We start from the raw sequence: 13,553 nt of genomic DNA on the forward strand, positions 1-13,553 counted from the left end.
TTCCCCTTGCCCTTAGTACTTGAGCAGGTTGGTGTCGTCGATGGAGGCGGACCGGCGGGTGCGGAAGATCGCCATGATGATGGCCAGTCCGACCACGACCTCCGCTGCGGCCACGACCATCACGAAGAACGCCATGACCTGCCCGCCGAGGTCGGCGTTGATGCGCGCGAACGTGACGAGCGAGAGGTTCACGGCGTTGAGCATCAGCTCGATGCACATGAACACGACGATCGCGTTACGCCGCACCAGCACGCCGACCGCGCCGATGCTGAACAGCAGCGCCGACAGCAGCAGGTAGTACGTCGGGGTCATGCCTTGTCCTCCGTGGCCGTCGCCGCGGCGCCGGCGGGCGCGTCGCCGTCACCGGTGCCGTCCTCGGGGTCGAGGAGCGCGTGCGTGTCCGATCCCGCCGCGCGGCTTTCGAGCTGCTTGCGGTGGGCCTGCAGCTGCGCCGTCGGGGTCGATTCGATGAGCGACGACAGCGACTCCGGCGCGATCGAACCGTCGGGCAGCAGCGCGGGCGTGGCGACGGAGTTGGACGTCGCGTACACGCCGGGTCCCGGCTTCGGCGAGGGGCGCTCGTACTCGCCGCGGAACCGTGCCTCGACGAGGTCCCGCTGGCTGCGCTTGCCCTGCTTCGAGTGCCGGTCGGTGAACGCGAGGACCATCGCGCCGACCGCGGCCGTGATCAGCAGCGCCGACGTGAGCTCGAACGGGAAGAGGTAGTCCTGGAAGATCACCCGGGCGAGGCCACCCGCGCCGCCGCCTTCCGGGGTCCACGGGTTCATCGCGGGTGCGGGCGGCACGTCGGTCAACGCGCGGGTGAGCGCTCCCGCGAGTACGCCGGCGATGCCGATGCCGAGCACGGCCGCCATGAGCCGTTGGCCGCGCAGCACTTCCAGCACGGAGTCCGACGACTCCCTGCCGACCATCATCAGCACGAACAGGAACAGCATCATGATCGCGCCGGTGTAGACGATGATCTGCGTGAAGCCGAGGAACGGCGCCTGCTGGAGCATGTAGAGCATCCCCAGCGACAACATCGTCATCACGAGCCACAACGCCGAGTGCACCGCGTTGCGCGCGAAGATCATGCAGAGCGCGCCGGCCACGGCGATCGGGCCGAGCACCCAGAACGCGACGGCCTCACCGGTGGACACCGTCGCGTCGGCCCCTGCCTGGGCCAGCACCAGCGGCGCCTCCGTCCTCATCGGACCGCCTCCTCGGTGTCGGTCTCGACCGTCTCGTGCTCCGGAACACCGCGGTCGCGGGCGAGTTCCGGACCGTTGACGTAGTAGTCCTGCTCGTTCTCACCGAGGCGCATCGGGTGCGGCGGCTGCTCCATACCGGGAAGCAACGGGGCGAGCAGGTCCTCCTTGGTCCAGATGAGGTCCTGCCGGTTGTCGTCGGCGAGCTCGTAGAAATTGATCATTGTGAGGGACCGCGTGGGGCAGGCCTCGACGCACAGTCCGCAACCGATGCAGCGCAGATAGTTGATCTGATAATCCGCGCCGTAGCGCTCACCCGGCGAGTACCGCGCCTCCTCGGTGTTGTCGCCGCCCTCGACGAAGATCGCGTCTGCAGGGCACGCCCACGCGCACAACTCGCAGCCGACACACTTCTCGAGGCCGTCGGGATGGCGGTTCAGCTGGTGCCTGCCGTGGTACCGCGGGGCGGCGGGAGCGCCGATCTCCGGATACTCCTCGGTGGCGACCTTCTTGAACATCATCCCGAAGGTGACGCCGAATCCCTTGACCGGATCAAAGATCCCCATGGGACTCTCCTTCCTTCGAGCTTTCGCCGGGCGCGCCCGCCGCCTGTGGACTCAACTCCGCCTGTTGCTTCTCCTCGGACCTGCGCCTGGCCTCGACGGCCTTCCGACGCGGCGTGGTCTCCGGCACCTTCAAGTCCAGCGGCGGCACCGGGTGGCCTCCGCCGCTCGTCGTCACGACGCCCTCGTCCTCCGGGATCTCCTTCTCCGGGATGAGCAGCATCAGCAGGACGACCACGACGATCGCCACGCCGCCGATGATGAGGATCTGCCCTGTGGAGACGCCCTCGGCGTTGCGCAGCGCGCGGACCGTGGCGATCAGGAGCAGCCACACCAGCGCGGCCGGCACCAGGACCTTCCAGCCCAGCTTCATGAACTGGTCGTAGCGGAACCGTGGCAGCGTGCCGCGCAGCCAGATGAAGCCGAAGAGGATCACGCACATCTTCGCCAGGAACCACAGGGCGGGCCACCAGCCCTGGTTGATCGCGGCGTCGGCGCCGAAGAACGGGAACATCCCGCCGCCGAGGAACAGCGTCGTCGCGAACGCCGACACGATCACCATGTTCGAGTACTCGGCGAGGAAGAACATCGCGAACTTCATCGAGCTGTACTCGGTGTGGAACCCGCCGACCAGTTCGGACTCGGCCTCGGGCAGGTCGAACGGGGCGCGGTTGGTCTCGCCGACCATCGAGACGAGGTAGATGACGAAACTCGGCAGCAACAGGTAGAAGTACCAGCCGCCGTCGGCCTGCGCCGCGACGATGCCGCTGGTGGCCATCGACTGCGAGTACAGCACCACGCCGATGATCGACAGGCCCATCGCGATCTCGTACGAGATGACCTGTGCCGCCGACCGCAGTCCGCCGAGCAGCGGGTACGGCGATCCGGAGGCCCAGCCGCCGAGCACGATGCCGTACACGCCGATCGACGCGCCCGCGAGCACGAGCAGCACGCTCACCGGGAGTTCGATCAACTGCAGCACGGTGCGTTCGCCGAAGATCGTCACCTCGCCGCCGAACGGGATCGCGGCGAGACCGATCAGCGCGGGCACGACCGCGATCACCGGCGCGAGGAAGTAGATCTTCCGGTCGGCCGTGTCGGGAATGACCTGTTCTTTGAACGGCAGTTTCACCGCGTCGGCGAGGGACTGCAGCATGCCGAACGGGCCGACGCGGTTCGGGCCGGGACGGTTCTGCATCCGGCCGACGATCTTCCGCTCGCCGACGATGAGCACGACCGTGAAGATCGGGCCGATCAGCAGGACCACGACGGCCTTGAGCAGGATCAGCCACAGCGGGTCGTCGGCGAGCAGCTCCGCCCGGTTGATCGGCTCCGTGGCCGCCTGCGCGAGAAGCGGGCTCATCACCGGTCACCTCCGGCGATGTCGACGACCGCGCCGTGCCCGGCACCGAGCGTGGCGCGGAGTTTCGAACCCGGCGAGTTGCCGGGGAGCCAGACGACACCGTCCGGCAGGTCGGTCACTTCGACGGGCAGCGTCACCGACCCGCGGTCGGTCGACACCGTCACGTGGTCGCCGAGGCCGTCGGCGGTCGCGCGGGACATGCGGGCGACGACGCGTCGTGCGGTGCCTGCGAGCGCGGGCTCGTCGATCTGCAGCGATCCGTCGTCGATGAGCTGCCGCCACGTCGCCAGCAGCGCCTGCCCGTCCCCGGGCGCTGGCGGTTCGGCCGACGGATGGTCCGGTGCCGCCGCCCGCGCCGTGGCCGCGGCCAACCGGTCGAGGTCGCCGAGCGCGGCGTCGGACGTCTGGGTGAACAGGTCCGTGTCCATCTCGACGCCGAGCGTGTCGAGGACCCGACAGTCGGCCAGCGCGCCCGTCCCGTCGAGGGTCACGGCGAACGGCCTGCGACGGCCCTCCCAGTTGACGAACGTGCCGCTCTTCTCGTCGACCGGTGCGATCGGCAGCACCACGTCGGCGTACGGCGTGACCGTGCTCGGCAGCAGTTCCAGCGACACGACGAACTCGGCCGCGTCGAACGCCTTGCGGGCCAGCGCCGGGTCGGGCAGGTCGTCGAGGTCGACGCCTCCGACGAGCAGGCCGTCCAGGTCACGGGTGACGATCGCGTTCAGCATGCCCGTCATGTCGCGTCCCGGGTCCGCCGGCAACGTCCCGGGGTCGAGACCCCAGTGGCGTTCCACCTCGGCGCGGGCGTCGGCGTCGGTGACGGGCCGCCCTCCGGGCAGCAGCGTCGGCAGCGTGCCCGCCTCGACAGCGCCGCGTTCGCCGGCCCGGCGCGGGATCCACGCGAGGCGTGCACCCGTGCGCTCGACCAGCCGGTGCAGCGCCGTCGGCAGGCCCGGCACCTCGGCGGCGCGTTCGCCGACCAGCACGACCGCACCCTCGGAACGCAGCGCCTCGTCGACGTCCGGAGCATGCTGGGCGATGCCGTCCACCGCGCCCGCCTCACCGCCGGGCGCACACGCGAGCAGTTCCCCGAAGGTCTTCTCCACCGCCGGGGACGCCCATTGTCCGATGTGGACCACCTTGACGTCGTTCGCGCGCGCACCCTTGCGCAGCCGCAGGAAGACGGCGGGCGCCTCCTCTTCCGGCTCGAAGGCGACGCACAGCGCGATCGGCGCCTTCTCCAGATCGGAGAAGGTCACGCCGCCGCCGGCCGGGCCGCCGTCGCTCACCACCCGGGAGGCGAGGAAATCCAGTTCCTCGGCCGAATGCGCCCGTGCGCGATGGTCGACGTCGTGCGTGCGCAGTGCCACGCGCGCGAACTTGCTGTAGGCGTAGGCGTCCTCGAGCGTCACGCGGCCGCCGGGCAGCACCCCGACGCCCTTGCCGTCACGCGCCTTCGCCAACCCGTCGGCCGCCGCGCGGAGCGCCTCGGTCCACGACGTCTCCTCCAGTTCGCCGGTCTCGACGTTGCGAACCAACGGCCTGCGGATGCGCTGCTCTGCGGCGGCGTAGCGGAAGGCGAACCTGCCCTTGTCGCAGATCCACTCCTCGTTGACCTCGGGGTCGTCCCCGGCGAGCTTGCGCATGACCTTGCCGCGGCGGAAGTCCGTCCGCTCCGCGCATCCGGACGAGCAGTGCTCGCACACGCTCGGCGTCGACACCAGGTCGAACGGCCGCGACCGGAAGCGGTACTGGGCGCTGGTGAGCGCACCGACCGGGCAGATCTGGATCGTGTTGCCGGAGAAGTAGGACTGGAACGGCTGCCCGCCCGCCGAAGCACTCTTTCCCGCTGAGGCGGAATCAAGCCCCGCCGAAGCACTCTTTCCCGCTGAGGCGGAATCAGGCTCCGACGTGTGTGAGGCGGCGTCGAGCACGTCCGCCGTCTCCGCGGTGCCGATCTGCTGGTGGGCGCCCCGCTCGAGCAAGTCGATGAACGGGTCACCCGCGATCTGGTCGGAGAACCGCGTGCAACGCTGGCACAGCACGCAGCGCTCCCGGTCGAGCAGCACCTGAGACGAGATCGGCAGCGGTTTCGGGAACGTGCGCTTCTTGTCGACGAAGCGGGAATCGGTGCGCCCGTGAGCCATCGCCTGGTTCTGCAGCGGACATTCCCCGCCCTTGTCGCAGATGGGGCAGTCCAGCGGATGGTTGATGAGCAGCAGCTCCATCACACCCTGCTGGGCCTTGTCCGCGACCTCCGACGTCACCTGCGTCTTGACGACCATGCCGTCGGCGACCGTCAACGTGCACGAGGCCTGCGGTTTCGGCATGGGACGGCCGTTCATCTCCACCTCGACGAGGCACTGCCGGCACGCGCCCGCCGGGTCGAGCAACGGGTGGTCGCAGAACCGGGGGATCACCGTGCCGAGCCGTTCGGCGGTGCGGATCAGCAGCTCGCCCTTCGGTGCGACGATCTCCTCGCCGTCAATGGTGAGCTTGACGTACCCCTCCGGTACGTCCACATCGGACTTCTCCGGTGCCACGGTCATGCCTGTGCTCCAACCGGTTGCGCGGCCTGGGAATCACTGCCGGGCACGGGCTCCGGGGACGCGACCGTCCCGGCCGCCCGCGCGGGCCTGTTCGACTCGCACAGCGCGAGGAACTCGTCACGGAAGTACTTGATGCCGCTCTGGATCGGGCTGACCGCGGCGTCACCGAGTGCGCAGAACGACCGTCCGCCGATGTTGTCGCAGACGTCCAGCAGCGTGTCGATGTCCTCCTCGCTGCCCCGGCCGTCGACCATGCGCTCGAGAACCTGCGCCAGCCAGAAGGTGCCCTCACGGCACGGCGTGCACTTGCCACAGGACTCGTGCTCGTAGAACTGCGTCCACTTCATCACGGCCCACGGCACCGACACCGTCTCGTTGAACACCTGCACCGCCGTGGTTCCCAGCATCGAACCGGCCTCAGCAGCGCCCTCGAAGTCCAGCGCCACGTCCAGATGATCAGCGGTGAACAGCGGCGTCGACGATCCGCCCGGCGTCCAGAACTTCAGCGGGATACCGTCTTTCATCCCGCCACACATCTCGAGCAGTTCCCGCAGCGTCGTACCCAGCGGCGCCTCGTACTGACCGGGACGCTCGACGTGGCCGGACACCGAGTAGATCTTCGGCCCCGGCGACTTCTCGCTGCCCATCGCGCGGAACCAGTCGGAACCGCCGTTGATGATCGACGGGACCGTCGCGATCGTCTCCACGTTGTTGACCGTCGTCGGCGCCGCGTACAACCCGGACGCCGCGGGGAACGGCGGCTTCAGCCGCGGCTGGCCACGACGGCCCTCGAGCGAGTCGAGCAGCGCCGTCTCCTCACCGCAGATGTAGGCGCCCGCACCCGCGTGCACCGTCATCTCCAGATCGAACCCCGAACCGAGGATGTCGTGGCCCAGGTAGCCGGCCTGTTTCGCCTCGCGGACCGCCGCGTGCAGCCTCCGCATCGGATGCAGCGCCTCACCGCGGACGTAGATGAAACAGTGGTGCGAACGCATCGCGTACGCCGCGATGATGCAACCCTCGATCAGCGCGTGCGGATCCGCCATCATCAGCGGGATGTCCTTGCACGTACCGGGCTCACCCTCGTCGGCGTTGATCACCAGGTAGTGCGGCTTCTCCTCGTCCTTCGGCATGAAGCCCCACTTCACACCCGCCGGGAAACCCGCACCACCACGACCACGCAGGCCCGCATCCTTCACCATCTGGATGACCTGCTCCGGCGCGGCGCTCAACGCCTTCCGCATCGCGGTGTAGCCCTCGAGCTTCTCGTACGTCTCCAACCGCCACGACTGCGGCGACAACCAGCGCTTCGTGAGCACCGGCGTCAACGGAGCCTTCTCCGAGGTACTCATTTCGCCTCCACCTCCGGCAGCGGCACGTCCGCCGGCGCGGCCGGTGCCGTCCAGTTGCGGTCCGCGGCCAGCTGGGCGCCGCGCATCGTCTCGACAGCCTGCGACGGCCCGTCCACATCGGTCCAGAACTCGTCGTCGTCCTCGGGCAGCAGCCCGGCCAGGCGCCGCTCCACCGTCTTGAAGTCCGACAGCGGCGCGCCGCGCGTCGGGTGCGGCTTGTCGCCGCGCCGCAACGCGTCGACCAGCTCGACCGCGCTGTCCTCGGTCTGGTTGTCGAAGTACTCGTAGTTGACCTGCAGCACGGGGGCCAGATCGCACGCCGCGAGACACTCGGCGTGTTCCAGCATCACCGAGCCGCTCTCGCCCGGCGTGCCCGCGACGTCCTCGTGGCCGAGTGGCGCGCTCTCCGAACCGAGATGCTGCTGCAGCCGCTTGTAGATCGCGTCGCCGCCCATCGCCGCGCACAGCGTGTTCGTGCACACGCTCACCAGGTGCTCGCCGCACGGCCTGCGTTTGTACATCGTGTAGAACGTCGCGACCGCCGCGACCTCGGCCTCCGACAGCCCGAGCTGTTCGGCACAGAACGTCATGCCCTCCTGGCTGACGTACCCCTCGACCGACTGCACCAGGTGCAGCAGCGGCAACAACGCGGACCGCGACTGCGGATAGCGCGAGATCAACTCGCGTGCCTCGGCGACCGTGTCCTCTCCGAACGTGGTCGCCGTCTTCGGGGCTCCGCCGCCGGCGGGGCCGCCCTTCGGACTGCTCATCGGTCCACTCCCCCCATCACCGGGTCGATCGATGCGACGGCCGCGATGACGTCGGCGACCAGGCCGCCCTCCGACATCGCCGGCATCGCCTGGAGGTTCACGAAGCTCGGTTCGCGCACGTGGACCCGGGCAGGCCGCGTGCCGCCGTCGGAGACGAGGTGGAACCCGAGCTCGCCGCGGGGCGACTCGACGGTCGAGTACACCTGGCCGGGCGGCACCCGGAAGCCCTCGGTGACCAGCTTGAAGTGGTGGATCAGCGATTCCATCGACTGGCCCATGATCTTGCGGACGTGGTCGAGGGAGTTGCCCATGCCGTCGCTCGAGACCGACAACTGCGCGGGCCAGGCGACCTTGCGGTCCTCGACCATCACCGGGCCGGGCTCGAGCTTCTCCAGGACCTGCCGGATGATCCGCACCGACTGGCGCATCTCCTCGACGCGGAGCAGGTAGCGGGCCCAGCAGTCGGCGTCGGTCGACGTCGGCACCTCGAAGTCGAACTCGTCGTAGCAGGAGTACGGATCGGTCTTGCGCAGGTCCCACGCCACACCCGCCGAGCGCAGCACCGGCCCCGTGATGCCGAGCGCCAGGCACGCGTCCAGCGGCAGGTAGCCCACGCCCTTGAGCCGGTTGCGCCAGATCGGCTGGCCGGTGAAGAGCTTGTCGTACAGCGGCAGCCGCTCGTCCATCACCTTGCAGAACTCGGTGACCTTCTCGACGAAGTCCTCCGGCATGTCCTGCGCCAACCCGCCGGGCCGGATGAACGCGTGGTTCATGCGCAGCCCCGTCAGGTGCTCGAGCAGGTGCAGCACCTCTTCACGCTCACGGAAACCGAGCGTCATCGCCGTCGTGGCGCCGAGCTCCATGCCACCGGTGGCGATGTAGACGAAGTGCGAACCGATGCGGTTGATCTCCATGAGCAGCACCCGCAACAGCTGCGCACGGCGCGGAACCTCGAGCTCGAGCAGCTTCTCCACCGCGAGGCAGTAGCCCATCTCGTTGAACAGCGGAGACAGGTAGTCCATGCGCGTCACGAACGTGACGCCCTGCGTCCACGTGCGGTACTCGCAGTTCTTCTCGATGCCCGTGTGCAGGTAGCCGATCACCGACCGGAGCTGAGTGACGGTCTCGCCCTCCATCTCCAGCACCAGCCGCAGCACGCCGTGCGTCGACGGGTGCTGCGGGCCCATGTTGATGACCATGCGTTCGTCGTGGCCCGCATCCGAGAGCACGTCGTCCCAGTCACCGCCGCTGACGGTGTAGACCGGGCCCTCGGTGGTCTCGCGCGGCTCGGCGTACGGGGCGCTGTCCGACCCCTCCGGAGTCGTGTCCGTACCCGTGGACACGTCGGCGATGTGGTCGCTGGTGGTCATGGCGCCTCCATCGGGAACGAGTACTTCGGCGGTGTCCTCCGCGCCTCCAGCGGGAGTGAGTACTTCGGCGGTGTCCTCACGAGTACGACCTCCGCGTGTCCGGCGGCGGGATCTCCGCGCCCTTGTACTCCACGGGAATGCCGCCGAGCGGGTAGTCCTTGCGCTGCGGATGCCCTTCCCAGTCGTCGGGCATGAGGATGCGGGTCAGCGCGGGGTGGCCGTCGTAGACGATGCCGAACATGTCGTAGGCCTCGCGCTCGTGCCAGTCCGCGGTCGGGTAGACCTCCACAACGGACGGCACGTGCGCGTCCTCGACGTCCAACGTCACCTCGAGGCGGATGCGACGGCGGTAGGTCATCGACAGCAGGTGGTACACCGAGTGCAGCCGCTGCGGCACGTCCTCGCCGTAGTCCACACCGGACACCGAGCTGCACACCTCGAAGCGCAGCCCCTCGTCGTCGCGCAGCACCCGGCACATCGCGACGAGATGCTCGCGGTCGACGTAGAAGGTGATCTCGCCGCGGTCCACGGTCACCTGCAGGATCGCCTCGGCGGGGATGCCGTTGTCGGCGAGGGCGGCGTAGAACTCGTCGGCGAAGTCGTCGAACCAGCCGCCGTACGGGCGTTCCGCGGGCGGCGGCGAGTAGGCGGGCAGGCGCAGACCGCCGTAGCCCGATGTGTCGCCGCTGCCGGAAACACCGAACATGCCCCTGCGTTCGTGACCGGCGACCACCCGTGCCGGTTCGGCACCCCGTGGCTCGAGGCCGCCCTCGGGCCGTTCGGCGCTCGAGTTCTCGCCACCGGTGCGCGGGTTCTGCGTGTCCTCGTCAGCCATGGCCTCGCCCTACTTCTTCGCGTACTTGACGGACGACGGGATCATCTCGGTCTTCGCGCCGCTCTCCTCACGCAACTGCGCGCGGCGGGCGTTGATCGGCTCGTCCTGGACCTTCGCGTGCAGCTTGAGAATCGCGTCGAGCAGCATCTCCGGCCGCGGCGGGCAGCCCGGCAGGTACATGTCGACCGGCACGATGTGGTCGACGCCCTGCACGACCGCGTAGTTGTTGAACATGCCGCCGGACGAGGCGCACACGCCCATCGCGAGCACCCAGCGCGGCTCGGCCATCTGGTCGTAGATCTGGCGCAGGACCGGCGCCATCTTCTGCGTGACGCGGCCCGCGACGATCATCAGGTCGGCCTGCCGGGGCGTGGCGCTGAAGCGCTCCATGCCGAACCGCGCGAGGTCGTACCGCGATCCGCCGCTGGTCATCATCTCGATGGCGCAGCACGCGAGGCCGAACGTCGCGGGCCACATCGAGTTCTTGCGGGCCCAGTTGACGACACCCTCCAGCGACGCCAGCAGGATTCCGTTGGGGAGTTTCTCCTCAAGACCCATGGCGCATCAGTTCCAATCCAGGCCGCCGCGGCGCCACACGTAGAAGTCGGCGATGAAGAAGGTCGCGATGAACAGCGCCACCGCGCCGAGACCCCACAACCCGAGCGCGTCCGCGGCGATGGCGTACGGGAAGAGGAAGACCATCTCGATGTCGAAGAGGATGAACAGCATCGCCGTGACGTAGTAGGCGACGGGCATGCGGCCCGCGCCCGCGACCGGTTGCGGCGACGGTTCGATCCCGCACTCGTAGGCAGCCGTCTTGGCCTTGTTGTACCGGCTGGGGCCGACGAGCGGGCCCAGCAGCACGGAGAAGACGCCGAACCCAGCCGCGAGAACGATCAGCAACACCAGGGGCAGGTAGATCCCGATGCCCGCGGCCGCCTCCTGAGCCAGTACCTGCCCGCCGGCCAGCACCTGGTCGGCCGGAGTCTCCGTGAGACCCGGGCCTGCCGGCGCGTGCTCGGCCGGAGCCCGGCTCGCCGAAGCGAATCCGGCCGGCGCGAACGTGACGTTCACTGCGGGCACCATCCTTTCCGCGGCGTTGCGTTCGGACGTATCGGGTGTGCTGCCGGGGTGCCGGCTTCGTGACTCGGGCTATGCCCCGGCCACGACGTCGGCGGTACAGATCACAGCGATCTGCGTGCTCGTGCGTACGCCCTACGTGGCACGCGACGCACTGACCTCGTGAAAACGTTCACAAGCACTCCGTCGTGGTTGTGAACCGCTTCACAAAGCATGGGGTCAGTGTAGGACGCGAGTCACACGCTGTCGCTAGCCCCCTGCACATCCCCGGCATATAAGGCAGACCTAAGTCGGCCGCCTGTCAGGCACCCGCTCCGGCGGTCGCACCTGGCATCACCAGCGCAAAAAGGATCGGGAAGACAGCGGCCATGTCGATCATGAAACCGGACGTGATCTATCCCACGTGACCCCGTGCCGTGGGGTGGGTTCAGGCGCTTGGTGTGACGCGCGACATGGCGGCGATGATGCGGTCCACCGCGTCGCCGCCCTTCGCGTCGTAGCAACCCGACAGGCCCTTGTAGACGAGCGGAATGATCGGGTTGACGCGCAGTCCGTACTTCGTGGCTGCGCGCATGATCTTCGGCTTGCCGATGAGCTTGGCGAACGTGTTGCCCAGCCGGTAGTAACCGCCCATCAGCTCCGCCACGGCACGCGGGTAGCCCTCGAGGGCACGCTCCCGCGACGGCCCCTCCGGCCGCGCCAGGGCCTGCAGTACGTGCTCGGCGGCCAGCTGCGCCGACTCCATCGCGGCCGAGATGCCCTCGCCGTTGAACGGGCTGACCATCCCGCCGGCGTCGCCGAGCAGCAGCAGCCCGTCGCGGTAGTGCGGCGTGCGATTGAACCCCATCGGCAGGCCCGCACCGCCGATCTTCCCGACGGCGTTCTCCTCGCGGTAGCCCCATTCCTCGGGCGTGCCGTCGAGCCAGGAACGCAGCAGCTGCCGGTAGTCGATGTTGCGGAACGACTTCGACGTCGACAGCATCCCCAGGCCGACGTTGACCGTGCCGTCGCCGAGAGGGAAGGCCCAGCCGTAGCCGGGCAGCAGCTTCGGGTTCGCGGGGTCCGCGCGGTCCCACAGCTCGAGGTGTCCCTCGATGTACTCCTCGTCGTGCCGCGGGCTCTTGTAGTACCGGCGGACGGCGACGCCCATGGGCCGCTTGTCGTCCTTCTCGATGCCTACCGACAGCGCCAGCCGCGCCGACACGCCGTCGCACGCGAGCACCAGCGGGGCCCGATAGCTCACCGGCTGTTTGTCGGGACCGGACTTGCCTTCCACCCCGACGACACGGCCCGTGCTTTCGTCGGTGATCGCGCCGGTGACGGTGGTGCGCTCCTGCAGCCGTGCACCCGCCTCGACGGCGGTCCGCGCGAGGAGCTCGTCGAAGTCGTGCCGGGTGCGGGCCACACCGTACGGCGGGTAGCTCGTCAGGTCCGGCCAGTCGAGCTGCAGGTGCAGGTCACCGGTGATGATCCGCAGCCCCTTGCTGAACGTCCAGCCCGCTTCGGGGCTCATGTCCAGGCCGAGATCGATCAGCTGCTTGACGCCCCGCGGGGTCAGTCCGTCACCGCAGACCTTGTCGCGCGGGAACGTGGTCTTCTCCAGCAGCAGCACGTCGACGCCCGCTCGGGCGAGGTACGTGGCGACGGTCGATCCCGCCGGCCCTGCTCCGACGACGATGACCTCGGCATCCTGAGTCATGGGTCGATTTTCGCAGGGCTGCCGTGCGGCTCGGGCGCCGGTGGCTGTTCGGGCTCGGGTTTGCGGGCCCGGTGGAGGGCGACGGCACCGAACGTGAGGTTGAGCCATTCGACCTTCGTCCAGCCCGCCGAGGCGATGACCTCGCCCAGCGACCGCTGGTCGTACCAGGTCAGCATGGACTCGGCGAGATAGCCGTACGCCTCGGGGTTGGAGGCTGCGCGGCGGCCGAGCCAGGTCAGCAGTCGCAGAACGATCTTGCGGTACACGAACCGGATCGGCGCGAACGTCGGCGTCGACACCTCACAGATCACGAGCCTGCCGCCGGGCCTGACGACCCGCATGATCTCGACGAGCGCGGCCTTGGTGTCGACGAAGTTGCGCAGCCCGAAGGACACGGTCACGGCGTCGAACGACTCGTCGGCGAACGGCAGGTGCAGCGCGTCCGCGGCGATCATCGGCAGGCCACGGTCACGGCCGTTGCGGAGCATTTCCAGGGAGAAGTCGGCGGCGACGCACCAGGCGCCGTCGCGTGCGTACTCCTCGGTGGACACGCCGGTGCCCGCCGCGAGATCCAGCACACGTTCGCCCTCGCGCGCGTCGAGGGCGCCGGCCGTGGTGGCCCGCCAGCGGCGGTCGAAGCCGAAGGTCATCACCGAGTTGGCACGGTCGTAGCCTGCGGCGACGCCGTCGAACATGGCGGCGACCTCGCGAGGATCCTTGTCCAGCGACGCACGAGACATGGTTCGAGACTAGGGGGCCAC

At 68.9% G+C, this 13,553-nt stretch carries 13 protein-coding genes; all 13 read right to left on the minus strand.

Going from position 1 to position 13,553, the window contains the following annotated elements:
* Window positions 1-12: 12 nt before the first annotated feature.
* Window positions 13-312, minus strand: a complete 300-nt coding sequence (nuoK, locus tag FHS23_RS01230; protein ID WP_183646382.1) for an NADH-quinone oxidoreductase subunit NuoK — start codon at window positions 310-312, stop codon at window positions 13-15.
* Window positions 309-1,211 carry an NADH-quinone oxidoreductase subunit J gene (locus tag FHS23_RS01235; RefSeq protein WP_183646385.1) on the minus strand — a complete coding sequence of 301 codons (903 nt, stop codon included), beginning with the start codon at window positions 1,209-1,211 and terminating at the stop codon, window positions 309-311. Before FHS23_RS01235 ends, nuoK begins: the two co-directional genes overlap by 4 nt.
* Window positions 1,208-1,774: an NADH-quinone oxidoreductase subunit NuoI gene (gene nuoI, locus FHS23_RS01240; protein WP_183646388.1), complete on the minus strand. Its 567-nt coding sequence runs from the start codon at window positions 1,772-1,774 to the stop codon at window positions 1,208-1,210. Before nuoI ends, FHS23_RS01235 begins: the two co-directional genes overlap by 4 nt.
* Window positions 1,761-3,134, minus strand: a complete 1,374-nt coding sequence (gene nuoH, locus FHS23_RS01245; protein WP_183646391.1) for an NADH-quinone oxidoreductase subunit NuoH — start codon at window positions 3,132-3,134, stop codon at window positions 1,761-1,763. The genes nuoI and nuoH overlap by 14 nt, the downstream gene beginning before the upstream one ends.
* A complete protein-coding gene (locus tag FHS23_RS01250) occupies window positions 3,134-5,686 on the minus strand; it encodes an NADH-quinone oxidoreductase subunit G (RefSeq protein WP_183646394.1) in 2,553 nt (850 codons plus the stop codon). Before FHS23_RS01250 ends, nuoH begins: the two co-directional genes overlap by 1 nt.
* Window positions 5,683-7,038 carry an NADH-quinone oxidoreductase subunit NuoF gene (nuoF, locus tag FHS23_RS01255; protein WP_183646396.1) on the minus strand — a complete coding sequence of 452 codons (1,356 nt, stop codon included), beginning with the start codon at window positions 7,036-7,038 and terminating at the stop codon, window positions 5,683-5,685. Before nuoF ends, FHS23_RS01250 begins: the two co-directional genes overlap by 4 nt.
* Complete coding sequence (gene nuoE / locus FHS23_RS01260) at window positions 7,035-7,808, minus strand: NADH-quinone oxidoreductase subunit NuoE (protein WP_183646400.1); 774 nt, start codon at window positions 7,806-7,808, stop codon at window positions 7,035-7,037. The genes nuoF and nuoE overlap by 4 nt, the downstream gene beginning before the upstream one ends.
* On the minus strand, window positions 7,805-9,178 hold the full coding sequence (locus FHS23_RS01265) for an NADH-quinone oxidoreductase subunit D (protein ID WP_183646402.1): 1,374 nt from the start codon (window positions 9,176-9,178) through the stop codon (window positions 7,805-7,807). The genes nuoE and FHS23_RS01265 overlap by 4 nt, the downstream gene beginning before the upstream one ends.
* A 76-nt stretch (window positions 9,179-9,254) precedes the next feature.
* A complete protein-coding gene (locus tag FHS23_RS01270; RefSeq protein WP_183646404.1) occupies window positions 9,255-10,013 on the minus strand; it encodes an NADH-quinone oxidoreductase subunit C in 759 nt (252 codons plus the stop codon).
* Between the two features lie 9 nt (window positions 10,014-10,022).
* Entirely contained in the window at window positions 10,023-10,571 is a 549-nt protein-coding gene (locus FHS23_RS01275; protein ID WP_183646407.1) for a NuoB/complex I 20 kDa subunit family protein, read from the minus strand.
* A 6-nt stretch (window positions 10,572-10,577) separates the two neighbouring features.
* A complete protein-coding gene (locus FHS23_RS01280; protein ID WP_253858909.1) occupies window positions 10,578-10,985 on the minus strand; it encodes an NADH-quinone oxidoreductase subunit A in 408 nt (135 codons plus the stop codon).
* A 535-nt stretch (window positions 10,986-11,520) separates the two neighbouring features.
* Window positions 11,521-12,792 (minus strand): geranylgeranyl reductase family protein, encoded by a 1,272-nt coding sequence (locus FHS23_RS01285; protein WP_183646413.1) that lies wholly within the window; start codon window positions 12,790-12,792, stop codon window positions 11,521-11,523.
* Window positions 12,789-13,532: a class I SAM-dependent methyltransferase gene (locus tag FHS23_RS01290; RefSeq protein WP_183646416.1), complete on the minus strand. Its 744-nt coding sequence runs from the start codon at window positions 13,530-13,532 to the stop codon at window positions 12,789-12,791. The genes FHS23_RS01285 and FHS23_RS01290 overlap by 4 nt, the downstream gene beginning before the upstream one ends.
* Window positions 13,533-13,553: the final 21 nt, after the last annotated feature.

This window comes from Prauserella isguenensis (genome assembly GCF_014191605.1).
GTDB classification, from domain to species: domain Bacteria; phylum Actinomycetota; class Actinomycetes; order Mycobacteriales; family Pseudonocardiaceae; genus Prauserella; species Prauserella isguenensis.

Bases quoted from the DNA above. Each gene is read 5' to 3' on its own strand.
- nuoI (WP_183646388.1), bottom strand. From the start codon at position 1,774: ATGGGGATCTTTGATCCGGTCAAGGGATTCGGCGTCACCTTCGGGATG.
- FHS23_RS01270 (WP_183646404.1), bottom strand. From the start codon at position 10,013: ATGGCTGACGAGGACACGCAGAACCCGCGCACCGGTGGCGAGAACTCG.
- nuoF (WP_183646396.1), bottom strand. From the start codon at position 7,038: ATGAGTACCTCGGAGAAGGCTCCGTTGACGCCGGTGCTCACGAAGCGC.
- nuoK (WP_183646382.1), bottom strand. From the start codon at position 312: ATGACCCCGACGTACTACCTGCTGCTGTCGGCGCTGCTGTTCAGCATC.
- FHS23_RS01250 (WP_183646394.1), bottom strand. From the start codon at position 5,686: ATGACCGTGGCACCGGAGAAGTCCGATGTGGACGTACCGGAGGGGTAC.
- FHS23_RS01290 (WP_183646416.1), bottom strand. From the start codon at position 13,532: ATGTCTCGTGCGTCGCTGGACAAGGATCCTCGCGAGGTCGCCGCCATG.
- FHS23_RS01235 (WP_183646385.1), bottom strand. From the start codon at position 1,211: ATGAGGACGGAGGCGCCGCTGGTGCTGGCCCAGGCAGGGGCCGACGCG.
- FHS23_RS01265 (WP_183646402.1), bottom strand. From the start codon at position 9,178: ATGACCACCAGCGACCACATCGCCGACGTGTCCACGGGTACGGACACG.
- nuoH (WP_183646391.1), bottom strand. From the start codon at position 3,134: ATGAGCCCGCTTCTCGCGCAGGCGGCCACGGAGCCGATCAACCGGGCG.
- nuoE (WP_183646400.1), bottom strand. From the start codon at position 7,808: ATGAGCAGTCCGAAGGGCGGCCCCGCCGGCGGCGGAGCCCCGAAGACG.
- FHS23_RS01285 (WP_183646413.1), bottom strand. From the start codon at position 12,792: ATGACTCAGGATGCCGAGGTCATCGTCGTCGGAGCAGGGCCGGCGGGA.
- FHS23_RS01275 (WP_183646407.1), bottom strand. From the start codon at position 10,571: ATGGGTCTTGAGGAGAAACTCCCCAACGGAATCCTGCTGGCGTCGCTG.